The organism is Streptomyces sp. AA1529 (assembly GCF_000280905.1).
Lineage (GTDB): Bacteria > Actinomycetota > Actinomycetes > Streptomycetales > Streptomycetaceae > Streptomyces.
This window is the reverse complement of sequence record NZ_ALAP01000078.1, coordinates 217,734-241,585: the sequence shown is the minus strand read 5'-3', so window position 1 is coordinate 241,585 and position 23,852 is coordinate 217,734. Positions and strand designations below refer to the sequence as shown.

22 protein-coding genes are annotated in these 23,852 nt (G+C 72.8%); 16 read left to right on the top strand and 6 right to left on the bottom strand.

Features of this window, described 5'->3' with window-relative positions:
* Nucleotides 1–109: 109 nt before the first annotated feature.
* Together A949_RS0123315 and A949_RS0123310 are read right to left on the bottom strand one after the other, a co-directional pair.
* Nucleotides 110–1,558 (bottom strand): multicopper oxidase family protein, encoded by a 1,449-nt coding sequence (locus tag A949_RS0123315; RefSeq protein WP_019358454.1) that lies wholly within the window; start codon nucleotides 1,556–1,558, stop codon nucleotides 110–112.
* Nucleotides 1,559–1,634: 76 nt separating this feature from the next.
* Nucleotides 1,635–2,012, bottom strand: a complete 378-nt coding sequence (locus A949_RS0123310; RefSeq protein ID WP_019358453.1) for a SchA/CurD-like domain-containing protein — start codon at nucleotides 2,010–2,012, stop codon at nucleotides 1,635–1,637.
* 284 nt (nucleotides 2,013–2,296) lie between these two features.
* On the opposite strand from A949_RS0123310, the gene A949_RS0123305 reads away from it, so the two are divergent.
* From A949_RS0123305 to A949_RS0123255, 11 genes are all read left to right on the top strand, one after another.
* The gene (locus tag A949_RS0123305) at nucleotides 2,297–2,731 is read left to right on the top strand and encodes a cupin domain-containing protein (RefSeq protein ID WP_019358452.1); all 435 of its coding nucleotides are present in this window, start codon (nucleotides 2,297–2,299) and stop codon (nucleotides 2,729–2,731) included.
* Nucleotides 2,728–4,035, top strand: a complete 1,308-nt coding sequence (locus tag A949_RS0123300) for a beta-ketoacyl-[acyl-carrier-protein] synthase family protein (RefSeq protein ID WP_019358451.1) — start codon at nucleotides 2,728–2,730, stop codon at nucleotides 4,033–4,035. Before A949_RS0123305 ends, A949_RS0123300 begins: the two co-directional genes overlap by 4 nt.
* Nucleotides 4,032–5,336: a ketosynthase chain-length factor gene (locus A949_RS0123295; protein ID WP_019358450.1), complete on the top strand. Its 1,305-nt coding sequence runs from the start codon at nucleotides 4,032–4,034 to the stop codon at nucleotides 5,334–5,336. Before A949_RS0123300 ends, A949_RS0123295 begins: the two co-directional genes overlap by 4 nt.
* A gap of 12 nt (nucleotides 5,337–5,348) precedes the next feature.
* Nucleotides 5,349–5,861, top strand: a complete 513-nt coding sequence (locus A949_RS0123290) for an SRPBCC family protein (RefSeq protein WP_019358449.1) — start codon at nucleotides 5,349–5,351, stop codon at nucleotides 5,859–5,861.
* On the top strand, nucleotides 5,858–6,319 hold the full coding sequence (locus A949_RS0123285) for an anthrone oxygenase family protein (protein WP_019358448.1): 462 nt from the start codon (nucleotides 5,858–5,860) through the stop codon (nucleotides 6,317–6,319). Before A949_RS0123290 ends, A949_RS0123285 begins: the two co-directional genes overlap by 4 nt.
* Nucleotides 6,320–6,353: 34 nt before the next feature.
* Nucleotides 6,354–7,106, top strand: a complete 753-nt coding sequence (locus A949_RS0123280) for an SDR family NAD(P)-dependent oxidoreductase (protein ID WP_019358447.1) — start codon at nucleotides 6,354–6,356, stop codon at nucleotides 7,104–7,106.
* Nucleotides 7,106–7,450: an antibiotic biosynthesis monooxygenase family protein gene (locus A949_RS0123275; protein WP_019358446.1), complete on the top strand. Its 345-nt coding sequence runs from the start codon at nucleotides 7,106–7,108 to the stop codon at nucleotides 7,448–7,450. Before A949_RS0123280 ends, A949_RS0123275 begins: the two co-directional genes overlap by 1 nt.
* A complete protein-coding gene (locus tag A949_RS0123270) occupies nucleotides 7,440–7,751 on the top strand; it encodes an antibiotic biosynthesis monooxygenase family protein (protein WP_019358445.1) in 312 nt (103 codons plus the stop codon). Before A949_RS0123275 ends, A949_RS0123270 begins: the two co-directional genes overlap by 11 nt.
* 34 nt (nucleotides 7,752–7,785) lie before the next feature.
* On the top strand, nucleotides 7,786–9,477 hold the full coding sequence (gene accD / locus A949_RS0123265) for an acetyl-CoA carboxylase, carboxyltransferase subunit beta (protein WP_026004949.1): 1,692 nt from the start codon (nucleotides 7,786–7,788) through the stop codon (nucleotides 9,475–9,477).
* 155 nt (nucleotides 9,478–9,632) lie between these two features.
* Entirely contained in the window at nucleotides 9,633–10,187 is a 555-nt protein-coding gene (locus tag A949_RS0123260; RefSeq protein WP_019358443.1) for an acetyl-CoA carboxylase biotin carboxyl carrier protein, read from the top strand.
* Nucleotides 10,184–11,533 (top strand): acetyl-CoA carboxylase biotin carboxylase subunit, encoded by a 1,350-nt coding sequence (locus A949_RS0123255; protein ID WP_019358442.1) that lies wholly within the window; start codon nucleotides 10,184–10,186, stop codon nucleotides 11,531–11,533. Before A949_RS0123260 ends, A949_RS0123255 begins: the two co-directional genes overlap by 4 nt.
* A gap of 205 nt (nucleotides 11,534–11,738) precedes the next feature.
* Here A949_RS0123255 and A949_RS0123250 read toward each other — a convergent pair whose 3' ends face one another.
* The 3 genes from A949_RS0123250 to A949_RS0123240 form a co-directional block, all read right to left on the bottom strand.
* Nucleotides 11,739–12,668 (bottom strand): hypothetical protein, encoded by a 930-nt coding sequence (locus A949_RS0123250; protein WP_019358441.1) that lies wholly within the window; start codon nucleotides 12,666–12,668, stop codon nucleotides 11,739–11,741.
* Between the two features lie 159 nt (nucleotides 12,669–12,827).
* Nucleotides 12,828–13,532 (bottom strand): SDR family NAD(P)-dependent oxidoreductase, encoded by a 705-nt coding sequence (locus A949_RS0123245; protein ID WP_019358440.1) that lies wholly within the window; start codon nucleotides 13,530–13,532, stop codon nucleotides 12,828–12,830.
* Between the two features lie 66 nt (nucleotides 13,533–13,598).
* Nucleotides 13,599–15,233 carry a multicopper oxidase family protein gene (locus tag A949_RS0123240; RefSeq protein WP_019358439.1) on the bottom strand — a complete coding sequence of 545 codons (1,635 nt, stop codon included), beginning with the start codon at nucleotides 15,231–15,233 and terminating at the stop codon, nucleotides 13,599–13,601.
* A 200-nt stretch (nucleotides 15,234–15,433) separates the two neighbouring features.
* Here A949_RS0123240 and A949_RS0123235 point away from each other — a divergent pair, with 200 nt between their 5' ends.
* Both A949_RS0123235 and A949_RS0123230 read left to right on the top strand, forming a co-directional pair.
* Entirely contained in the window at nucleotides 15,434–17,614 is a 2,181-nt protein-coding gene (locus A949_RS0123235; protein WP_019358438.1) for an MMPL family transporter, read from the top strand.
* Between the two features lie 88 nt (nucleotides 17,615–17,702).
* The gene (locus A949_RS0123230) at nucleotides 17,703–18,914 is read left to right on the top strand and encodes an FAD-dependent oxidoreductase (RefSeq protein WP_019358437.1); all 1,212 of its coding nucleotides are present in this window, start codon (nucleotides 17,703–17,705) and stop codon (nucleotides 18,912–18,914) included.
* 81 nt (nucleotides 18,915–18,995) lie between these two features.
* On the opposite strand, the gene A949_RS0123225 is transcribed toward A949_RS0123230, so the two are convergent.
* On the bottom strand, nucleotides 18,996–19,526 hold the full coding sequence (locus A949_RS0123225) for a VOC family protein (RefSeq protein ID WP_019358436.1): 531 nt from the start codon (nucleotides 19,524–19,526) through the stop codon (nucleotides 18,996–18,998).
* A 307-nt stretch (nucleotides 19,527–19,833) separates the two neighbouring features.
* Here A949_RS0123225 and A949_RS0123220 point away from each other — a divergent pair, with 307 nt between their 5' ends.
* From A949_RS0123220 to A949_RS0123210, 3 genes are read left to right on the top strand one after another with little or no spacing between them, the layout of a single operon-like run.
* Nucleotides 19,834–21,258 (top strand): NAD(P)/FAD-dependent oxidoreductase, encoded by a 1,425-nt coding sequence (locus A949_RS0123220; protein WP_037707363.1) that lies wholly within the window; start codon nucleotides 19,834–19,836, stop codon nucleotides 21,256–21,258.
* Complete coding sequence (locus tag A949_RS0123215) at nucleotides 21,255–22,808, top strand: peptide MFS transporter (protein WP_019358434.1); 1,554 nt, start codon at nucleotides 21,255–21,257, stop codon at nucleotides 22,806–22,808. Before A949_RS0123220 ends, A949_RS0123215 begins: the two co-directional genes overlap by 4 nt.
* Nucleotides 22,805–23,851 carry a methyltransferase gene (locus A949_RS0123210; RefSeq protein WP_019358433.1) on the top strand — a complete coding sequence of 349 codons (1,047 nt, stop codon included), beginning with the start codon at nucleotides 22,805–22,807 and terminating at the stop codon, nucleotides 23,849–23,851. The genes A949_RS0123215 and A949_RS0123210 overlap by 4 nt, the downstream gene beginning before the upstream one ends.
* The last annotated feature ends 1 nt before the right edge of the window (nucleotide 23,852 follow it).

The window sequence follows — 23,852 nt, the reverse complement described above, 5'->3', positions numbered from 1 at the left end:
GGGCCGGCGTCCGTCCGGAACCGGAATCCCGCAGCGCCCCGGACCTCGGTCCGGGGCGCTGCGGGCGTATCGCGGGTGCCGGGGCCGGGAGGATCCCCGGAGGGCACCGTCAGCGGACGATCTCCATCTGGCCCATCATGCCCATCTGCGCGTGGCTGAGCATGTGGCAGTGGTACATGTACAGCCCCGTGTGCTCGGTGAAGCGCACCTGGATCCGCACCGACTCGCCCGCGGGCACCGCGACCACGTCCTTCAGTCCGGCCTCGCCGGCCGCGGGCGGCTTCCCGTTCCGGTCCAGGATCCGGAACCCGTCCAGGTGGGGATGCATCGAGTGCGGAATGCCCAGTTCGCCGTCGCCGTTGACGATCTTCCAGGTCTCGGCGACACCCAGCCGGGGCCGGATGTCCACCCGGTGCATGTCGAACGGCTTGCCGTTGATCAGGTGTTGGCCGGTCGTCGGATCGAAGGCCATGACGAACTCCCGCTCGACGGCGGAGGTCCCCAGGTCCGGTACCGGCCGCAGCGTCTCGGGCACCTCGCTGGGGTCGCCGGCCCGGCGGACCACGTCGAACCGCATCACCTCCGGCGCCTCGCCCTCGTAGGGGTGGGCGTTGCCGAGCACCAGCCGGCGGCCCACCCCGTAGCGGGCGAAGTCGACGACGATCTCCTGCCGTTCGCCGGGCCACAGCTGCAGCATCCGGGTGGGGACGGGCGCGGGGAGCAGCCCCCCGTCGGTCCCGATGTGGGTGAACTCCTCGTCCTCGCCCAGCCGGAGGCTGAAGACCCGCTCGTTGGAGGTGTTGACCAGCCGCAGCCGGTACTTGCGTGCCGCCACCTCGAAGTAGGGCCGGGGCCGCCCGTTGACCAGCACCGTGTGCCGTTCCCGGAAGCCGTGCAGATCCCACACCAGCGCACCGTCGTCCGCGAACTGCGCGTCGCGCAGCTGCAGCGCCACGTCGTAGCGCCCCTTGGGCAGCGGGAGGCGCCGCTCGAACTCGTCGGTGAGCAGGTAGGTCGCCGCCAGCCCGCGGTAGATGTTCTCCGCGTGCTGCTCGTGCGAGTGGTCGTGCAGCCACAGCGTCGCCGCGTCCTGCTCGTTCGGGTAGCGGAAGATCCGCCGCTCACCGGGTTCGAGCTGGTACATGGGGTGCCCGTCGTGGCGCTGCGGGGTGTGCCCGCCGTGCAGGTGCATCGAGAAGGGCACGTCCATCCGGTTGACCTGCTCGACGAGCACGGGCCTGCCCCGTTCGGCCATGATCAGCGGGCTGATCCGGCCGTTGAAGGAGCGGATCCGGGTCGCGGTGCCCGGCAGCAGACCGACGTCCGCCTCCCGGGTCGTGAGCCGGTAGAAGTCGTGGCCCGCCAGCCGCAACGGCCGGATGGGCCGCTGCACTTCCAGCGGCACGGTGAACGGCGCCCCGGCCGACGGGGCCTTCCCGGCCGTCCGGCCGCGCAGGCGCGGGGCCGCGGCCTGCGCCCCGGTGGCGGGACCGCCCGGTGCGGCCGCCAGCACCCCGGCCGCGGTGGCGGCCCGGAGCAGGTTTCTGCGTGTGGGCACGGAGAGTTCCTCCCGTTGTACGTCTCGTACGTCGTGTGGGTCGCATGCGGGTCGAAGCAGGTCCCGGGCGGCCGGATCAGGAAGCGGGGAGGTCCCGGACCGACATCTGCGCCATGCAGGTCAGCAGGGAGCGGCGGAACGTGGCGACGAAGCCCTCGACGGTGTCGGTCGTACGGGGCCGGGACAGGTACGGGGCCAGCTTCTCCTCCACTTCCCGCACCCCGGGCTGGGTGGCCATGTGGCGGGCGACGGCGTCCAGGTCGCCCTCGTACTCGATGACCCGCACCATCGTGGCGTCCCGGATGAAGACCGCGGTGGACAGGATGCGCGCGGTCTCGCCGCCCGCACCGTCCCGCACCACGGGTGAGCTCACCCGCCGGAAGTTGCCGAAGATCTCCGAGATCTCCTTCTCGTGGCCCGCCTTGATGTCGTAGGTGATGGCGGCGAACGGCATGGGCTGCTCCTCGCAGGTCGCGGACGCGGGGAGTCCCCCGCGGGCGCCATCTCGCCGCACCGCGCTCGCCGGTGGCTCGAGGGCTCCTCGCACCCGCCGGCACCCCCGCGCGGCTCCACCGCTCTCACCCCCGTGCGGCTCCGCCGCGTCGACGCCGGTTCGAGCAGCCGTCTAGGCCCGGCTGCGACGGTGCACCGCGCTGCGGACCCGCGGGACGCCGGGGGCGAGACACCGGCCGCCAGGCGGAACGCCAGCCCATGACAGCCGATGAGGAGGCGGGGTCAGTGACCACCGAGATCACGCGCACCGTCCGGGTGCACGCCGACGACGTCGAGGCCAACACCCGGCGCGGCGGCGACATCAGGACCACGCTCAGCCCGAAGACCACGGGATGCACCAGCGGATTCGGCGGGGTGCTGAACCTGGCGCCGGGCGAGCACGTCACCGAGCACTACCACCCCTACTCCGAGGAGTTCCTGCACGTCGTCACCGGGCGGCTGGAGATGACGATGGACGGGCAGGTCGTGCAGCTCGGGCCGGGCGACTCGCTGCTGGTGCCCATCGGGGTGCGCCACCGGCTGGTGAACACCGGCACCGAGAGCGCGCACGCCGCCTTCCACCTCTCGCCGCTGGCGCCCCGCCCCGACCTGGGACATGTGGACACCGAGCAGGTGGCCCGGCCCCAGCAGCCCAACCCGCCGGTCGGCGGTGCCTCGTGACCACCGGGACAGCCGCCGGCCGCCGCGCGGTGGTCACCGGGGTCGGCGTGGTCGCGCCCGGCGGAGTGGGCCGGGAGGCGTTCTGGAAGCTGCTGTCCGACGGCCGCACCGCCACCCGCCGGATCTCTCTGTTCGACCCCGCCGGCTTCCGCTCCCGGATGGCGGCCGAGGCCGACTTCGACCCGGTGGCCGCCGGGCTGGACGCGCGGCAGATCCGGCGGATGGACCGGGCCGCCCAGTTCGCCGTCGTCAGCGCCCGGGAGGCCGTCGAGGACAGCGGATACGACTTCGCCGCCGCCGACCCGGCCCGCACCGGGGTGAGCATCGGCAGCGCCGTGGGCTGCACCATGGGCCTGGAGGAGGAGTACGTCCTGCTCAGCGACGCCGGGAAGCACTGGCTGGTCGACCACACCTACGGGATGCCGCACCTGTACGGCTACATGGTGCCCTCCACCCTCGCCGTGGAGGTGGCCTGGGAGGTCGCCGCCGAGGGGCCGGTCGCGCTGATCTCGACCGGCTGCACCTCGGGTCTGGACTCCATCGGGCACGGCGTGCAGCTCATCGAGGAGGGCAGCTCCGACGTGGTGCTGGCCGGGGCGACGGACGCGCCGCTCTCCCCGATCACCTCCGCCTGCTTCGACGCCATCAAGGCCACCTCGCCCAACAACGACGATCCCGAGCACGCCTCCCGCCCCTTCGACGCCCAGCGGGACGGCTTCGTCCTGGGCGAGGGCGCCGCCGTGCTCGTCCTGGAGGAGAAGTCGGCGGCCGAGGCGCGCGGGGCGCGCGTCTACGGGGAGATCGTCGGCTACGCGGGCCGCAGCAACGCCTTCCACATGACCGGGCTGAAGGCCAACGGACGCGAGATGGCCGAGGCCATCCGGGTCTGCCTGGACCGGGCCCGGCTCGATCCGACCGCCGTCGACTACATCAACGCGCACGGCTCCGGCACCAAGCAGAACGACCGGCACGAGACGGCCGCCTTCAAACGCAGCCTCGGGGAGCACGCCTACCGGATCCCGGTCAGCTCCATCAAGTCCATGGTGGGCCACTCGCTGGGCGCCATCGGCTCGATCGAGGTGGCGGCCTGCGCGCTGGCGCTCGACCGGCAGGTCGTGCCGCCCACCGCCAACCTGCACCACCCCGACCCCGAGTGCGACCTGGACTACGTCCCGCGGACCGCACGCGAACACCCCATGGACGTGGTGCTCAGCGTCGGCAGCGGGTTCGGCGGCTTCCAGAGCGCCACCGTGCTGGCCCGTCCCGGAGTCGTCGACCACCAGGGGGAGGGGAGAGCGGCATGACCCCTCCGACCGCCACCAGCCAGGCGCCGGTCTCCGCGACCGGCGTCACCACCCCGGTCCGCGCCCCCGTGGTCACCGGGCTCGGCATCCTGGCGCCCACCGGCATCGGCACCGAGGAGCACTGGAGCGCGGTGCTGGCAGGCCGCTCCGCCATCGACCGGATCACCCTGTTCGACCCGGCGCCCTATCCGGTGAAGCATGCCGGCCAGGTGCCCGGGTTCGTGGCCAAGGAGCGGGTCCCCAGCAGGCTCATCTCGCAGACCGACCGCTGGACGCACCTGGGACTGGCCGCCGCCGAGGCCGCCATCGCCGATGCCGGGGTCGTCCCCGCCGAACTGCCCGAGTACGAGATGGCCGTGGTCACCTCCAGTTCCTCCGGCGGCACCGAGTTCGGCCAGCACGAGATGGAGAACCTCTACCAGCACGCCCCCGACTGGGTGGGCGCCTACCAGTCCATCGCCTGGTTCTACGCGGCCACCACCGGCCAGATCTCCATCCGGCACGGGCTGCGCGGACCCTGCGGGGTGCTGTGCTGCGAACAGGCCGGCGGGCTGGACGCGATCGGGCAGGCCCGGCGGCTGATCCGCACCGGCGCCAAGCTGGTGATGACGGGCGGCACCGACGCCTCGCTCTGCCCCTACGGGCTGACCGCGCAGCTGACCACCGGCCGGCTGTCCACCGTGCAGGATCCGGCGCGCGCCTATCTGCCCTTCGACGCGGAAGCGTCGGGATATCTGCCCGGCGAGGGCGGAGCGCTGCTGGTCGTCGAGGACGCCGACGCGGCCGAGGCCCGCGGCGCCGGACCCGGCTACGGCCGGGTGCTGGGCTACGCCGCCGCGTTCGACCCGCCGCCGGGCTCCGACCGCGGACCCGTACTGGCCCGCACCGTGCGCTCCGCGCTCGCGGACGCCGGGCTGGACGCGGCCGCGGTGGACGTGGTCTTCGCCGACGCGCTGGGCGTCCCGGACGCCGACCGTGCCGAAGCCGCGGCGCTGGCCGAGGTGTTCGGGCCGCGCGGGGTGCCGGTGACCGCGCCCAAGACGCTGACCGGACGGCTCTACGGCGGCGGTGCGGCACTGGACGCCGCCACCGCGCTGCTGGCGCTGCGCGACCAGGTCGTCCCGCACACCGTGGGCCCCGCGGCACCCGCGTCCGGATACGAGATCGACCTGGTGCTCGGCGAGCCCCGCCGGGCCGGACTGCGCACCGCGCTGGTCGTCGCGCGCGGTCACGGCGGCTTCAACGCGGCGCTCGTGCTGGGCCACCCGCAGCAGGACGTGCCGGGAGACAACGAGAAGTGAGGAGGGACCGCCATGGCGGGCCACACCGACAACAGCATCGTCATCGACGCGCCCATGGACCTGGTCTGGGAGATGACGAACGACCTCAGGTCCTGGACGCAGCTCTACAGCGAGTACGCGGCTGTCGAGGTGCTGGAGGAGAAGGACGTGGACGGGGGCCGGGAGTTCCTCTTCCGGCTCACCATGCACCCCGACGAGAACGGCAACGTCTGGAGCTGGGTCTCCAAGCGGGTCGTCGACCCCGCGGCGCGCCAGGTGCGGGCCCACCGGGTGGAGACCGGGCCCTTCGAGTACATGAACATCTACTGGGAGTACCTGCCCGAGGGCGACGCCGTGCGGATGCGCTGGGTCCAGGACTTCCACATGAAGGACGCCGCTCCCGTCACCGACGAGGGCATGACCGAGCGCCTCAACCGCAACACCCCGGTGCAGATGAACCTCATCAAGGGGAAAGTCGAGAAGGCGGCGGAAGCGGCGAAGGCGGCGAAGGCGCCCGGAGCGAAGGCAGCGGCGGAGCGGAAGTGATCGCCTACCTCGCACCGCTCGTCGTCCTGCTCAACGGGCTGGCCGCCGGCGTGCTGTTCGGTACCCAGCTCGGCGGCTGGCCGCTGCTGGCGGCGCTGCCCGCCGACCGGTACGTGCACGCGCACGCCTTCTTCGCCACCCGCTACGACCCGGCCATGCCGATCTGCCTGCTCGGCACCCTCGCCGGGGACGGATGGCTGCTGGCGGCCAGTCCGCACGCGGCGGCCCGCGGCCTGTTCGCCGCGGCCGCCGTACTGGCGGCCATCACCGTCGTCATCTCGCTCACCAAGAACGTCCCCGTCAACCGATGGGTGCGCACGCTCGACCCGGACAACCTGCCCGCCGACTTCGCCGAGCGGGATCCGCGGTGGCGCTGGGGCGCCTGGAACCAGCGCCGCAGCGCGCTGACCGTCCTCGCCCTGGTCGCCAACTGCGCCGCCCTCACGCTGCTGCTGTGACATCCCACCGTCCGACCCGTTCAAGGAGGAACCCATGGATCTCGGCCTCAAGGGCAAGAAGGCCCTGGTCACCGGAGGTACCAGGGGAGTGGGGCGGGGCGTCGCGCTCGCCCTGGCCGAGGCCGGCGCCGACGTGCTGACCTGCTACCGGAACGAGAGCGAGGCCGTGGCCTCGCTGGAGGCCGCGCTCAAGGAGACCGACGGCGACCACCACGTGGTCTGCGCCGACGTCTCCGACCCCGACAGCGTCGGCGCGCTGATCGACGAGGCCCGCACCCGCTGGGGCCGCCTCGACCTGGTGGTCAACAACGCGGGCGCCATCAGCCACATCCCCTACACCGAACTGCCGCTGGAGGAGTGGCGGCGCATCGTCGACACCAACCTCACCGGCGTCCACCTGGTCATCCAGGCGGCGCTGCCGCTGCTGGACGAGGGCGCTTCGGTGGTCAGCATCGGCTCCAAGGCCGTCGAGGCGGGCATCCCGCTGCGCTCCCACTACACCGCGACCAAGGCCGCCCTGGTCGGCCTGAACCGCTCGCTGGCCAAGGAGTTCGGCAGCAAGGGCATCCGCTTCAACGTGGTCGCGCTCGGCGTCATCGAGACCGAGAACCTGCACAAGATGCCCGAGGAACAGCAGAAACTCATGATCGAGCGGTACAGCGCCAAGACCGCGCTGGGCCGGCTCGGCACCCCCGACGAGGTCGCCGGCGCGATCCTGTGGCTGGCCAGCGACCTCTCCCGCTACGTGACCGGCGCCACCATCGGCGTGGACGGAGGGATTTCCTGATGAGCACGGAAGCCAGGACCGAGGGCCAGTTCCGGGTGCTGCTGCGGATGCAGATCAACCCCGGTATGGAGGCCGACTTCGAGAAGACGTGGCGGGGCAGCACCGAGGCCGTCACCGGCCACCCCGCCTGCCTGGGCCAGTGGCTGTCCAAGTCGGCAGACGAGGAGTCCACCTACTACATCGTCAGCGACTGGGTGGACGAGCCCGGGTTCCGGGAGTTCGAGACCAGCGACGCGCATCTCGCCCACCGCGAGCGGCTGCACCCCTTCCGCTCCCAGGGCTCCTTCAACACGATGACCGTCGTCGCCCACGTACCGGGCAAGGCGGGCACGGATGCCCACTGAGGTCCGTGTACTGGTGTACCAGGCGGCCTACGACGACGAGCAGCTGGCCGCGGTGCGTGCCGCGTACCACCGGGTCAGCAAGCGGATGGCGGAGGTGCCCGGGATGCTCGGCAACGAGCTGCTGCGCTCCCCCGCCGACCCCACCGCGCTCGTCGTCGTCAGCCGTTGGTCGGACACGGCGGCCTTCCGGGCCTGGGAGGAGGGCGCCGGGCACAAGGACGACACGGCGCCGCTGCGCCCCTACCGGGACACCCGCCTGCAGGTCCCGTTCGGCATCTACGAGGTAGAGGCCACCTACTGACCGCCGCGCGCCGCCGCGAACGCAAGGGACACCCATGACAACTTCCACCGCGCCAACCGGCGCGCCGCCGACGGAACGGCCTTCCTGGGTCTCGTGCACCAACTGCCGCTCCCTCGTCTACGGAAAGCGGTACACGCGGCTGCTGCACGTGTGCCCCGAGTGCGGAGCGCATGCCCGCCTGGACGCGCCCGCGCGGATAGCGCAGCTCTTCGACGAGGGCAGCGTCCAGCATCTCGACGTCCCCGCGACCCAGCACAATCCCCTCGACTTCGTGGATCAGCGCCCCTACGCCGAACGTCTCCAGCAGGCCCGCCACCGCACGGGCCAGCAGGACGCGGTCCTGGCGGTGCGGGGCAGGATCGAGGGGCGTCCGCTGACCGCCGCCGTCATGGACTTCCGCTTCTTCGGCGGCAGCCTGGGCGTCGCGGCGGGCGAGGCGGTCACCACCGCCGCCGAGCACGCGCTGCGGGACCGCACCCCGCTGCTGCTGGTCACCGCCTCCGGCGGGGCCCGGATGCAGGAGGGGGCGCTGTCCCTGATGCAGATGGCCAAGACCAGCAACGCACTGGCCCAGTTGGACGAGGCCGGGCTGCTGACCGTCACCCTGGTCACCGACCCGACCTACGGCGGGGTCGCCGCGTCCTTCGCCACGCTCTCGGACGTGGTGGTCGCCGAGCCCGGCGCCCGGATGGGGTTCGCCGGGCCGCGCGTCATCGAGCAGACCATCCGCCAGCAGCTGCCCGACGGGTTCCAGACCGCCGAGTTCCTGCGCGAGCACGGGCTGGTGGACGACGTGTGGGAGCGGGGCGAGCTGCGCGCCCGGCTCGCCCGGCTGCTGACCGTCACCGACCGCCCGGCGGCGGCGTGGGGGAGCGGCGAGGAGGATCCGGTGGTCCGCGACAGCCAGTTGCTGGACCAGCTGCCCGCCTGGGACTGCGTCCAGCTCGCCCGGGAGTCCGGGCGGCCCACCGCGCTGGAGCACATCGGCTTCTGGCTGGACGGCTTCGTCGAACTGCACGGCGACCGGGCGGGCGAGGAGTGCCCGGCGATCGTCGGCGGGATCGGCTGCCTGGACGGCCTGCCGGTGATGGTCGTGGCGCACCAGAAGGGCCACACCACCGCCGAGCTGGTCGGCCGCAACTTCGGCATGCCCTCGCCCGCCGGTTACCGCAAGGCGGGCCGGCTGATGCGGCTGGCGGCCAAGCTGGACCTGCCCGTCGTCACCCTGATCGACACCCCCGGCGCCTACCCGGGGCTGACCGCCGAGGAGACCGGACAGTCCGGCGCCATCGCCGAGAACCTGCGGCTGATGGGATCGCTGCCGGTGCCCGTCGTCGCCGTCGTCACCGGGGAGGGCGGCAGCGGCGGGGCGCTCGCGCTGGGCGTCGCCGACCGGGTGCTGATCTGCGCCAACGCGACCTACTCGGTGATCAGCCCGGAAGGCTGCGCGGCCATCCTCTGGAAGAACGCCGCGGAGGCCGCCGTCGCCGCCGACGAGTTGGCGCTGGACGCGGCCTCGCTGCTGCGGCTCGGCGTGGTGGACGGGGTGATACCCGAACCCGAGGGCGGCGGCCACACGGACACCGCGGCGCTGAGCGACTCGGTGCGGCGGGCCGTCGTCGCGGCACTGCGCGAGCTGCGGACCGCGCCGGACGCGGCCGGGACGGCCGACCCGGTGCCCGCGCGGCGGCGCCGCTTCCGCTCCTTCGGCCTCGCGGACGGCTAGCGGTGTCCGGCGGGCCACTCGAACGCGCCGGGCACGACGGCCGGGACGGCTCCCTCGGGCCCTGGCCGGGCGGCGCCCTCCACCCGCCGCCGCCGTGGCCCGGCCCCATCGCGGCGCACACAGGTCGCAAGGCAACGTACTACCGAGAGGCACTCATGAGTGAACTCACCCAGGACAGTCCGCGCGCCCAGACCGACGATGCGCTCGCCGGCCTGGACTACGACAACAGCGGCCTGGCCCTGACCGACATCTGCCGGAGCCTCGCCGAAGTGGTCCGCGTAGGGCCCGACAAACCCCGCCGGGTGCGGATCGCGCTCGGTGCCGCCAGCGTCGAGGTCGAGTGGGACAACGAACGGGCCCCCGCGGCGGCCCAGGCCGTGCTCGGTCCGCACGGCGACCCCGGCGCCGCGGGGGGCGCCGGGGAGGAGGTCCTGGAGGGGCACCGGGAGTGCGCGCCGCTCGTCGGCACCTTCTACGCCGCTCCCTCGCCCGGCGCACCCGCCTTCGTCCAGCCGGGCGACCATGTGGAGGAGGGCCAGCAGCTCGGCATCATCGAGGCGATGAAGCTGATGAACCCGCTGGCGGCCACCCGGCGCGGCCGGGTGGTGGAGGTGCTGGTCGGGGACGGCGAGCCCGTCGAGTACGGCGAGCCGCTGGTACTGATCGACCCCGACGACACCGCCGCCGACGGCTCGGACGAGGGGGTGTGACGGTGGGATTCGGCACCGTCCTGGTGGCCAACCGGGGCGAGATCGCGATCCGTGTCATGCGGACCTGCCGCGAGCTGGGTATCCGCACCGTGGCCGTGCACTCGACGGCCGACCGGGACAGCAGCCATGTGCACGCGGCGGACGCCGCCGTGCAGATCGGGCCCGGGGCGCCGCGCAAGTCGTACCTCTCGGCGCCCGCCGTGGTCGAGGCGGCGCTGCGCACCGGCGCCGACGCGGTGCACCCGGGGTACGGCTTCCTCTCCGAGGACCCGGACTTCGCGGAGATCTGCGCGGAGAACGGGCTGACCTTCATCGGGCCGCGTCCCGAGGTGCTGGCCAGGCTGGGCGACAAGGCCGTCGCGCGGTCTCTGATGACGGACGCGGGGCTGCCGGTGCTGCCCGGCAGCCCCGGCACCGTCGACAGCGCCGCCGAGGCGTCCGACCTGGCGTCCCGGATCGGCTACCCGCTCATCATCAAGGCCGCGGCCGGGGGCGGCGGGCGCGGGATGACCGTGGTGCGCGGCGCCTCCGACCTGCTGCCCGCCTACCGGCAGACGCGGGCGACCGCGCAGGCCGTCTTCGGCGACAACCGCGTCTACATGGAGCGGTACTGCGACAGTGCCCGCCATATCGAGGTGCAGGTGCTGGCCGACGGGCACGGCACGGTGCTGCACCTGGGCGAGCGGGACTGCTCGGTGCAGCGGCGGCACCAGAAGCTGGTCGAGGAGAGCCCCGGGCCGGGGCTGCATCCGCAGTTGCGCTCGGCCATGGCGCGTGCCGCGGTGCGCGGGGCCCGGGCCATCGGCTACACGGGTGCGGGGACCTTCGAGTTCCTGGTGCACGACGAGGGCTTCTCGTTCATGGAGATGAACTGCCGCATCCAGGTGGAGCATCCGGTCACCGAGGCGGTGTACGGGGTCGACCTGGTCGCCGAGCAGATCCGGGTCGCCTCCGGGGAGGCGCTGCGGATGTCCCAGGAGGATCTGGTGCCGCGCGGCGTCGCGGTCGAGTGCCGGGTCAACGCGGAGGATCCGGCGCGGGACTTCGCGCCGGCGCCCGGCACCCTGGCGGAGTTCGTCCCGCCGGGCGGCCCGTTCGTGCGGGTGGACACCCACGGCCGGGCCGGTTGGAAGGTGCCGCCGCAGTACGACTCGCTGCTGGCGAAGGTCGTCTGCTGGGCACCCGAGCGCGACGAGGCGCTGGATCGGATGGACCGGGCGCTGGCCGAGTTCCGGATCGCCGGACCGGGGGTGCACACGACCATCCCGCTGCTGCGCGAGATCGTCGCCGACCCGGTCTTCCGGGCGGGCCGGCACATCACCTCCTTCCTGGACACCCGCGCATGAGGCGCCGCGCCGCGCGCGGCTGACCGCGTATGCCGGGAGCCCCGGCCCCCGATCCGCCGATCGGGGGCCGGGGCTCCCGCATGTTCCGGCCGCGGGAGCCGTGCCGCGGAGTGCGGCGTACGGTCCGGTGTTCCGGTCCGGCGGTGCGGCTCCGTGGCCGGGTGCGGCGGTCGCCGGGTGCGGCCGCCGCCTTCCGCGTGCGGGCTCAGGCCGTGACGTGGAAGATCAGATGCTGGCCGTGCGCGGCCATCGGCCGGCCGTCCTCCAGGCTGCTGACCCAGGAGGCGGCCACATAGCGGCCGGGCTCGGTCGGCATGGTGACCCAGAGGTCTCCGCCGGGGGAGATCGGCGGTGTGCCCAGGGGGGCGTCGATGCCGAACGGAGGTGTCATGCTCATGTCACTATTGAAGAACGCGTGTACGTCCTCCTCGGTGACCGAGTCGTCCCGGACGCGGTAGATGATCGCCTCGTCGGGCTGTGTCACCTGGTTGACGCACCGGACCGTGGATCCGGCCCTGGGCTGTCCGTGCAGTTCGAACCGCGGCCCCTCCGCGGTCTCCCGGGTGGTCAGCGTGGCCGCGCTCCCCGCCGCCGCGGCGGCGTCCGTGGCGGTGACCGGCTCCGTGACGGTCAGCGTCCGCACGTGCTCCCGCCCCCGCTCCGGCTGGCGGCCCAGCGGCCCCTGGAAGTCCCGGTACTCCAGCACCAGATAGCTGCCCGGCTCCAGCACCGGGGTGATGTAGGAGACCGCACCCGGATGGACGGCGGCCCCGCCGTACAGCTCGGCGGTGTCCATCAGGCCACGGGTGGCCTCGATGCTCTCCTGCGGGGTCCGCGCCGAGAAGAGCGCGTACAGCAGTTCGCGGAAGGCGCTCTCCTCGTGCCCGTCACGCAGCCGGACCAGTCCGAGGAACCCGGTCCGGTAGCTGGTGGCGGTCACCTGGAAGACGGTCGCCCCCGGGGGAGCCGTGCTCGGGCAGACGAAGTCCTCCTCGCCGGTCACGATGCGGAGCGGTTCGGCCGAGTCGGCCTGCTGGGCCGGAGCGGCGGCGGCCGGTGCGGCCCCGGCGAGCAGAGCCGCACCGGCCGCCCCGCCTGCCGTGCTGATGAACCGACGCCTGTTCCAGTTGCGCATACGGACACTTCCTCGTGTCGAACGGGCAATTCCGGTCCCCAGCGAACAAGTGACCGCCCGCGACGGGCTCAAGGATGTGTCAAATGTGATGGCAGAGGTGGCATCGGCCCCCGGATGGGCAGCGCAACCGGCACCGAAACGGGCAGGAAACGGGCAGCGCTACCAGCCGATGACGGCGTCCCGGCGGAAGAACACCCCCGAGGGCCCGCCGTCCGGCAGCGTCGCGGCGCGCAGCACGTCCCGCGCCGCCTGCTGCGGACTCTGCTCGGCCGTCGGCCGCATCCGGGTGCGCACCAGCCCCGGGTTGATCGCGTTGACCAGCACCCCCGTGTCCCGGGTCTCCTCGGCGAGCATCACGGTCAGCGCGTTCAGGGATGTCTTGGAGACCGAGTAGGCCGGGCACATCGCGGCGATCCCGTTGCTGAACGAGCCGGTACCGCTGGAGATGTTGACCACCCGCCCCCAGCCCCGTGCCACCATGCCCGGGACGAAGGACTGGCAGACCCGCCAGGTGCCCAGCAGGTTCACCTCCAGGGTGCGCTCGACCAGCGACAGGTCCAGCGCGGAGGGCCGCTCCCCCCAGTCCAGCTGCACGCCCGCGTTGTTGACCAGGATGTCGACCGGGCCCAGCCGCGCGGCGGCCCGCTCGGCCGCCCCGGCATCCGTCACGTCCAGCACCGCGGACCGTACCCCCTCGCCCAGTTCGGCGGCCGCCTTCGCGGCGGCCTCCGCGTCCCGGGCGGCGACCACCACGCGATGCCCGGCCTCGTGCAGCGCGGCGGCCACCGCCTGCCCGAGTCCGCGGTTGGCCCCGGTCACCAGCGCGGTGCGCGGTCCGGGCGGGGGAGTGCTGCTGCTGTTCATCTCGGCCTCCGGGATCTCGACGGATGCGCGTGCCGCGGCCGGTCGCCGCGGACGCTCTGCACGTGGTCAGTGGTGGTCGGAGATCCAGCGCGGGGCCTGGGACTCGGAGCCGGGCCGGGCGATCGTGAACTGCCCCATCATGCCCTGGTCCTCATGGGTGAGGACGTGGCAGTGGTACATGTAGGGGTACACGGTGTCCACCCAGCGCGGCAGCGGGACCGCGAGCCGCACCGTGCCGCCGGCCGGGACGTGGACGGTGTCCTTCTGCCCCCGCAGTCGCGCGGGCGGCTTCCGCCCCCGGTACTCCAGGACGTTGAAGCCGGTGCCGTGCACATGGATGCTGTGCATCCCATCGCTCGAACCGGTGAACTCCCACACCTCCACCGCTTCGGCGGGGGCGACCACGTCCACCCGCGCCATCTCCATGGCCTTGCCGTTGATCTGGGTCCCGTTCATCCGGAACCTGCGCACGGTCGCGCCCTTCGGCACCTCGACCGGGCGCGGCACGTCCCGCAGCCGCTCGGGCAGCGGCTGCGACCTGGTCAGCTTCGCCGCGGGGCGCAGCTGGAGGATGTCGAAGGTGTCCTGGCCGCCGTCCATCCGGTCGGTGGGGAAGCCGAGCCCCAGGTCGGGCGGGAAGCTGCGCAGCAGCGCGGTCCTGCCCGGCTCCATCCGCACCACGATCTCGGCGCGCTCGGCGGCCATGAGCTGCAGCCGGCGCAGCGGCACCGGCCGCTCCAGCAGCCCGTTCTCCTGGGCCACCAGGTGGAACTCGCGGTTGTCGGTGAAGCCGAAGTTGTAGACGCGCGCGTTGGAGGCGTTCAGCACCCGCAGCCGCACCAGCGTGGTGCTCACCTTCAGATGCGGGTCGTGCACCCCGTTGACCAGGATCGTGTCGCCCAGCACGCCCACGCTGCCCACCCCGGCGAAGCTCTCCAGGGTGGAGGCCCCGCGCAGCTCCATCGTGCCGTCGTCCGCGAAGCTGCGGTCCTGCACGATCAGGGGGATGTCGTCCACCCCGTAGTCGCGCGGCAGTCCCGTGCGCTCCTCGGCGTCCTTCTCGTCGTCCACCAGGAACATGCCCGCGATGCCGCGGGTCACGTGCTCGGCCGTGGCTCCGTGCGGATGGGGGTGGTACCAGAGCGTCGCGGCGGGCTGCTCGATCTTCCAGTGCGGCTTCCAGACGGCGCCCGGCTGCACCGTCTGGTGCGGGCCGCCGTCCATCACCGCCGGCAGGTGCATGCCGTGCCAGTGCAGTGTGGTGGCCTCCGGCAGCCGGTTGTCGTAGGCGACCCGCACCGTCTCCCCGCGCCGGGCCCGCAGCGTGGGCGCCAGGAACGGCCCGTTGATGCCCCAGGTCGGGGTCTGCCTGCCGGGCAGCAGCTCGCTCCTGCCCGGCCGCGCCGTGAGCTCGAACAGCCGGTCCCCGCCGCTCCTGCGCCCCTCCAGCAGCCGGGGGACGCGCAGCGGGTTCTCGAACGTCAGCTCCCCGACGTTGGTCAGCTTGCGGTTGCCGTAGACGACCGCGAAGTTGACGGCATAGGCACCGCCCACCACCACTCCCGCGCCCAGCGTGCCGCCCGCGGCCAGCAGGGCGCGGCGGCGGATCCGCCGGCCGCGCGAGGGCGGTCGGCCGTCGGCGTCGCGCTTGTTCTTCCCGGCCCGGCGCGGCCGCTGCTCGTTGTCCGGTTCGCTGGTCATCGGACCATGGTGGCCGGTCATCCGGCCAGCGTCCGGCCGTTGACTCGACTGTCCCTGGAGTGGCGGTGGAGCGCGTGCCGCTGCCCCTTGCCCGGCACGTCCCGGAGCGGCTACAACCTCGCTCGAGCCGTTCTCCAGCGGCTCTGGCCAGGCTGTACGCACGGCCGCGGACCAGCCGACCGCGTGCCCGAGGAGGAACCGTGACCGGCACGCCACCCCGTACGCACTCCACCGCCCCGGCAGCGCAGCCGGACAGCGGTGGACTGTTCGCCAGATCCGCCGTCTTCGCGCACCGCCACCGATGGACCGCGCTGGTCCTGTGGGCCGTGGTGCTCGCCGGGATATGGGCTGCGGCCTCCAGCGCCGGGGACCGCTACCGGGACGACTACTCCATCCCCGGGACCGAGACCCAGCGCACCGTCGAGCTGCTGGAGGAGCACGGTTCCGGGCAGGGCGGCGGCTCGCTGGAGATCGTGCTGCACGACCCGGACGGGCTGCGCGGGAAGGCGGTCCGCCAGGCGGTCGGCGCCATGGAGGCGAAGGTCGCCGGCCTGCCCGCGGTCGACGAGGTGCGCGGCGCCTTCGCCGACCCCTCCTCGCTCTCCCCGGACGGCACCACGGCCTTCGCCACCGTGACCCTCGACCGGCCCGCCGAGGAGATGGAGGTCTCCGACACCCGGCGCATCCTGGACACCGCCCGGACCGCGGCGGGCGACGGCGTGCGCGTCGAGCTCGGCGGCGAGGCGGCCGGCGAACTGGCGGCCGACTCCGGCGGTGCGGCGGAGGGAGCGGGCATCCTCGCGGCGCTGGTCATCCTCGTCTTCATGTTCGGCACCGTGGTCGCCGCCGGACTGCCCGTCATCACCGCGCTGTTCGCCGTGGGCACCACCCTCGGCGCCATCGTGCTCGTCTCCCACCTGTTCACCGTCGCCACCTGGGCGCCGTACGTGATGATGCTCGTCGGGCTCGGCGTCGGCATCGACTACGCGCTGCTCGTCTTCGCCCGGTACCGCACCGAACTCACCAGCGGCGCCGAGACCGCCGAGGCGGCGCGGCGGGCCCTGCAGACCGCCGGGCGGACCGTCGCGGTCGCCGGCTGCACCGTGATCATCGCTCTGCTGGGGCTGGTCGCGCTGGGCCTGGGCGCGCTGCGCGGGGCCGCCCTGGCGGTGGCGCTGACCATCCTGGTCACGATGCTCGCCTCGCTGACCCTGCTGCCGGCGCTGCTGGCCGTCTTCGGCAAGCGCTTCGAGCGGCAGTTCCGGGCCCGCGCCGCCAAGCGCGCCGAGCGGGGCAAGTCCGAGGAGGGCGCGGGCTGGCGCCGGCTGGGCGCGGCCGTGCAGCGCCGGCCGGTCGCGGTACTGGTGCTGGCCGTGGTCGCGCTCGGCGCGCTGGCCGCGCCGATGCTCGGCATGCGGCTCGGCTTCGCCGACGCGGGCAACGACCCGCAGGGCAGCACCAGCCGGGAGGCCTACGACCGGCTCGCCGACGGATTCGGCCCCGGCGTCAACGGCCCGCTGGTGATCGCCGTCGCCCCGCCGGAGGACGGCGACGTCCGGGCGGCGGCCCGCTCCCTGACGACGGCACTGCGCGACACCCCCGGCATCGCGGGCAGCAGCGGGGTCATCCCGACCGGGGACGGCGAGGCGGCCACCGTGCTGGCCTATCCGAAGACGGCGCCGCAGGACGAGGCGACCACCGACCTGGTGCACCAGCTGCGCGAGGAGGTGCTGCCCGGCCTCTCGGAGCGCACCGGCGCCGACTATCTGCTGGGCGGCGCCACCGCCTCGGTCATCGACTACTCCGACACGGTCGCAGCGCGGATGCCGCTGTTCGTGGCCATCGTCGTGGGGCTGTCCATGCTGCTGCTGGCCGCCGTCTTCCGCTCGCTGCTGATCCCGCTGAAGGCCGCGCTGCTCAACCTGCTGTCCATCGGCGCCGCGCTGGGTGCCATCACCCTGGTGTTCCAGAACGGCTGGCTGGGCGAGCAGGCGGGGCCCATCGAGGCCTACCTGCCCGTGATGATCTTCGCGATCGTCTTCGGGCTCTCCATGGACTACGAGGTCTTCCTGCTCTCCCGGATGCGCGAGGAGTGGCTGCGCACCGGCGACCACACCGCGGCCGTCCGCGAGGGACTGGCCCGCACCGGCGCCGTCGTCACCGCGGCCGGAGCCATCATGATCGTGGTCTTCGGCTCGTTCTTCCTCAGCGACGACCGGATGCTGCGCCAGTTCGGCTTCGGGCTGGCCGTCGCGATCTTCATGGACGCCGTCGTCATCCGCTGCCTGCTCGTCCCCGCCGTGCTGCGGCTGCTGGGGCCGCGCGCCTGGTGGCTGCCGCGTCCGGTGGAACGAATCCTGCCACGTCTGGATATCGACTGACGGACGGGCATCGATCGGCGACACTCGAAACCTGCACGACCGCACCGACCCGCACATCAACGCACCCCGCAGAGAACGAGGTTGATCCATGAGCGGCACCCAGTCCGTACGACCCCGCAGAGCGCTGCTGATCGGCTGCGGTATCGCCGGGCCCGTCCTGGCCATGTTCCTCCAGCGCATCGGCGTGGACGCCGTCGTCTACGAGGGCAGCGAGAAGCCGAGGGACGACGCGGGGGCCTTTCTGAACCTGGCGCCCAACGGGATCGCCGTCCTGGAGACCCTGGGCATCGCCGAGGAGGTCTCCGGCAGCGGAACCCTCACCCGCAACACCGCCTTCCTCAACCACAAGGGCCGGCAGCTCGGCCAGAACCCGGCCGAGACCGTGCTGCTGACGCGGGGACGGCTCAACCAGGCGCTGCGCGAGGCGGCCGTCGAGCGCGGCGTGCCGATGGAGTTCGGCAAGTTCTTCGAGAGCGTCACCGAGACGGACGAGGGCGTGTCGGTCCGCTTCCGCGACGGCACCACCGCCGAGGGCGACTTCCTCGTCGGCTGCGACGGCATCCACTCCAAGACCCGCTACACCGTGCTGCCCAACGCCCCCAAGCCCGCCTACACCGGAGTGATCGGCACCGCCGGGTACACCCATTCCCGGCACGGGGCTCCCGAGGACGGCACCATGCGGATGTCGTTCTGCCTGGAGGGGTTCTTCGGCCACCAGACCACCCCCGGCGGGGAGATCTACTGGTTCGAGAACTACCACCACGAGCGGGAGCCCGCACGCGGTGAGATCGAGGCCGTCGAGCACCAGGAGTGGCAGCGCCGGCTGCTGGAGCGGCACCGCAAGGACCACTACCCGGTGCCGCAGCTGATCGAGGACACCGCCGACGGCATCATCGGCTACCCCATCTACGACATGCCCTCGCTGCCTACCTGGCACAAGGGGCGGGTCTGCCTGGTCGGCGACGCCGCGCACGCCACCTCGCCGCACGTCGGCCAGGGCGCGTCGATGGCGATGGAGGACGCGATCGTGCTGGCCAAGTGCCTGCGGGACATCCCGCAGGTGGAGCGGGCCTTCGCGGCGTTCCAGGACATCCGCAAGGACCGGGTCGAGAAGATCATCAAGGAGGGGCGCCGGACCGGCAACCAGAAGGCGGCGGCCAACGGCTTCCAGCGCGCCCTGCGCGACCTGGTGCTGCCGTTCTTCCTCAAGCTCGGCGTCAAGGCGACCGAGCCGGTCTACTCCTACCGCGTCGACTGGGACGAGGAGGTCCGGCCCGCGCCCGCGGGCCGCGCGGCCTGAACGTGCGGTCCCGGACAGCCGGAGGGGGTACGCCCGGTCCGCGTACCCCCTCCGCCGCTGTCCCGGACCGCGCGGCGCGGATCAGGACTCGTTGTGCGTGGAGAGCTGCACCAGGTTGCCCTCCGGGTCGGCGACGTAGGCCGAACGCTCGCCCCACGGCTGGTCCTTGGGCGCCATCAGGCCCCGCGCGCCCGCCTGCCGGGCCTTCGCGTACAGCGCGTCCACATCGCTGGTGATCACCACGATCTCGGACTGCTTGCGCAGCGACCGGCCGATGTGCCGCAGCGGCGTGGACTGCTTGATCACGTCGTAGGTGGCGAAGGTGAGGTAGTAGCTGTCGCCGAGGCTGACCGTGCCGAAGACGGCGTCCCCCTCGGCGGGGAAGCGGAAGTCGACCTGGAAGCCGAACGCCTCGTGGTAGAAGTCCAGCATCTTGTCGATGTTCCTGGTGTAGAGGCTCGGCTGCCCGTACCGCACGATCTCGGCCGTCGACGGCGCCTCGGCCGCCGCCGGCTGCGCACCGCTGCTCGGGGCGCCCGCCACCAGCCCGACGGACAGCACCGCCGCGCTCGCCGTGCTGACGGCCAGGGTGCGGATGGCTCTTGCACGCATGGTGGTCTCCTTCGCTTCGACTGACCCGGGCCGCTCCCGGGCGCCGCCCAGCAGACTCCACCCCGCTCGAGCCCCGCTGGAGCGGCCCCGCTCCGCCTCCACCGGCTCTCGAACCGGTTGTGCCCGACCGCGGCACCCGCGCGGTGCGGGGGAACGCCCGGGATCGCGGGGCGCGCGGTGTCGCGGGGGATGCCGCCGGACATTGAGGCCGTCTCCACCGCTCCTCCGGCAGCCCGGCGCACCGTGCCCGGGAGGGTCCGAGCCTTCCACCCGATCTGTCCTGGGCCCCGGAGGAATGGAGAAGTTCATGCGCGGTTCCACCCAGATCCTCGTCATCGGGGGCGGGCCTGCCGGGTCCACGGCGGCCGGACTGCTGGCCAAGCAGGGCTTCGAGGTCACCCTGCTGGAACGGGACCAGTTCCCCCGCTACCACATCGGCGAGTCGATCCTCCCCTCGTGCCGCCCGATACTCGAACTCCTCGGCGTCTGGGACAAGGTGCAGTCCCACGGCTTCCAGCCCAAGGGCGGTGCCTACTTCTTCTGGGGCCCGGAGGAGTGGGAGGTCAAGTTCGACAGCCTGGGCGACGACGGCACCAACGCCTGGCAGGTCGTCCGCTCCGAGTTCGACGAACTGCTGCTGCGGCACGCCGCCTCGCTGGGCGTCGAGGTGGTGGAGAACGTCACCGTCAAGGAGCTGGAGTTCGCGGGGGAGCGGCCGGTCGCCGCCCGCTGGGCCGGCACCAAGGACCCGGACCGGAGCGGCCGCATCGCCTTCGACTACGTCATCGACGCCTCCGGGCGCGGCGGCGTCCTGGCGGCGCGGCACGTCAAGAACCGCCAGTACCACGAGATCTTCCGCAACGTGGCCGCCTGGTCGTACTGGAAGAACGTCAAGCCGCTCGACCGGGGCCCCGAGGGCGCCATCGCCGTCTGCTCGGCACCCGACGGCTGGTTCTGGGTGATCCCGCTGCACGACGGCACCACCAGCATCGGCCTGGTCACCGGGCGGGACATCTTCAACGAGAAGCGCAACCGCCTCGGCGGCGTCCAGGAGGTCTACGACCAGGTGCTGGCCGACTGCCCGGCCGTCACCGACCTGCTCGGCGGCGCCGAGCAGGTCGGCGAGATGAAGGTCGAGCAGGACTACTCCTACACCGCGCAGGACTTCGGCCGCCCGGGCTATCTGATGTGCGGCGACGCCGCCTGCTTCCTCGACCCGCTGCTGTCCACCGGAGTCCACCTGGCCACCTACAGCGCGATGCTGGCCAGCGCCGCACTCGGCAGCGTCATCCGCGGCGAGGCCGAGGAGGAAGAGGCCTGGCAGTTCTTCAACACGGTCTACCAGCACGCCTACGAGCGGCTGCTGGTGCTGGTCTCGGTCTTCTACGAGAGCTACCGCGGCAAGGAGCACCACTTCTACAACGCGCAGAAGCTCACCTCCGCGCAGCGCGAGAACCTCAACCTCCAGGACGCCTTCGACCGGATCATCACCGGTATCGCCGACATGGAGGACGCGCAGGACGTGTACTCCAGCGTGCACGCCCATCTGAACGGCGCCGAGAGCGGCGACCCCAACCCGCTCGCCAACCTGAACAAGGTCCACGAGCAGAAGCAGGCCCCGATGAGCGAGCAGAACGCCGTCGGCGGCCTCTACCTCGCCTTCCACCCTCAGCTGCGGCTGGCACGCGCCGGCGCCGCCGAGGCGGCTCCGCAGGGAGGCCCGACGGCATGACGGCACAGCAACCGGCCCCCGCGGCGGACGGCGCACCGGCCGCCACCACCTCGCTGCGGCCCTGGCCCAACTGGTTCCGCACCCTGTTCATGAGCGACCTGTGGGAGCGCTTCGGCTTCTTCGGCATGCAGGCGATCCTCGTGCTGTTCGCCGTCGCGCCCCGCGACGAGGGCGGGCTCGGGCTCGCCAAGACGGACGCCGCCGCGCTGTTCGGCGCCTGGATCGGGCTGGCGTTCATGCTCTGCCTGCCCGGCGGCTGGGTCGCCGACCGGCTGCTCGGCCCGCGGCGCACCCTGGTGCTCGGCGCCGCCGTCACCACCGCGGGCCACTTCGCGCTCGCCACCCCGCTGCTGTGGCTGACGCCGCTCGCGCTCGTCCTGCTGGCCGTCGGCATGGGCCTCTACAAGCCCAACCACCAGGCCCTGCTCAACCTGATGTTCAAGGACGGCGGCCGCCGCGAGGCCGGCATCTCGCTGATCTACGTCGGCATCCAGGTCAGCGCGCTCACCTCGCCGCTGATCGCCGGATTCCTCGGCGAGCGCGTCGACTGGCGGCTCGGCTTCGCCGTCTCGGGCACCGCGATGCTGATCGGCACCATTCAGGTGGCGCTGGCCCGGCCGCAGTTCCAGGGGGTGGGCGACCTGCCCGGCCGGCCGCTGGACGCGGCATCGGCCCGCCGCGTCAAGCGCCGGACCGGCGCCGTCGCGGCCGTCCTCGTGCTGCTGCTGTCCGGGATGGCCGCGGGCGGAGCGCTGACGGCGGGCAGCGGCATCGCCCTCGTCGGCATGGTCACCATCGTCGCACCCGTCGTCGCCTACACCGTGCTCTACCGCAGCCCCGAACTGGGGCCGCCGGACCGCAGGAGGCTGCGCGCCTTCCTGTGGATCTTCCTCGGATCGACGCTGTTCTGGTCCCTCATCGCCCAGGACGGCTCCTCGCTCACGCTGTTCGCCAAGAACTCCACCGACCGCGACGTGCTCGGATTCGAAGTCCCGGTCAGCTGGCTGCAGTCGGCCACCCCGCTGTTCATCCTGGTGCTGGCGCCGGTGTTCGCCTGGCTGCTGCTCAAGCACAGCGGCGGACGCGGCGGCGTCCCGGCCAAGTTCTCCGCCGGCCTGCTGCTGACCGGCGTCAGCTTCCTGATCATGGCGGTGGCCGCCGGGCTGGCCTCCGGCGACACCAAGGTCTCCCCGCTGTGGCTGCTGGTGGTCTATCTGATGCACGCCTGCGGCGAACTGATCGTCGCCGCCGTGGGCATCGCCGCCGTGGCCGACGTCCTGCCGCGCCGGTTCATCGCGCACATGCTGGGACTGCTCTGGCTGTTCGCGGCACTCGGCGGCGGCGCCGGCAGCGGCCTGGTCCGGCTGATCGACGTGATTCCCGAGGCGCTGTACTACCTGCTGCTCGCGGTGCTGGCGCTGTCCGTCGGCGGCGCCCTGGCCCTGCGGCGGCACGCCGTGGCCCGCGGCCTGGCCCCCGAGGGCGCGGACACCGAGGAACCGCCCGAGGGCACCGCGCCCGCGACCGTCAAGGAAGGAGACCGCGCATGACCTCGCTGCCCCCGGCACCCGAGTCCGCCACCCTCGACACCCCCCAGACCTCGGAGCTGGCCCGGCTGGGGCTCGGCTTCGCGGCCTCCAAACTGCTGCTGAGCGCGCTGGAGCTGGGCGTCTTCTCCGCCCTCGCGCAGACCGCCGACGGCAGTGCGGAGGCCGAGGAACTGCGCGCCGCGCTGGGTCTGCACCCGCGGGCCGCCTCCGACTTCTTCGACGCGCTGACCGCCGTCGGCCTGCTGGAGCGGCAGTACGGCCGCTACCGCAACAGCGACACCGCCCAGCGGCACCTGGTCCGCGGCCCCGACTACCAGGGCGGCTTCCTGGAGGGCGCGGGGTTCGTCCTCTACCCCGCCTGGGGGCGGCTCACCGAGGCGCTGCGCACCGGGGAACCGCAGGCCGAGGGCGACTTCGAGGCCATGCTCAGCGACCCGCAGGCCCGCCGGATGTTCCTGGCCATGCAGGACTCGCTCAGCCAGCCGCTGATCCCGCATCTGCTGGCGGCGCTCGACTGGTCCGGATACGCCACCCTCACCGACGTGGGCGGCGCCCGCGGCAACCTGGCGGCGCGCATCGTGCGCGAGCGCCCCGGGCTGACGGCCACCGTCTTCGACCGGCCGCAGAACGCCGGACCCTGCGCCGAGCACACCGCGGACCTGGGGGTGGCCGACCGTACCGGCTTCGTCGGCGGCGACTTCTTCACCGACCCGCTGCCGCCCGCCGACGTCGTCGTCATCGGCCATGTCCTGGCCGACTTCTCCCGCGACGAGCGCCGCGCGCTGATCGAAAAGGCGTACGCGGCCGTGCACGCGGGCGGGGCGCTGCTCGTCTACGACCCGATGAACGGCGACAAGCCCGAACTGGCCTCGCTGATCGCCAGCCTGCACATGCTGGTCATGACCCCGGCGGGAGCCGGATACCACCCGGACCACTGCGCCGGGTGGATGGAGCAGGCCGGATTCACCGGGGTGACCTCCCGGCCGCTGCCGCTGGGCAACACGCTCCTGGCCGCCCGCAAGCCGACGGCCGTCACGTCCTGAC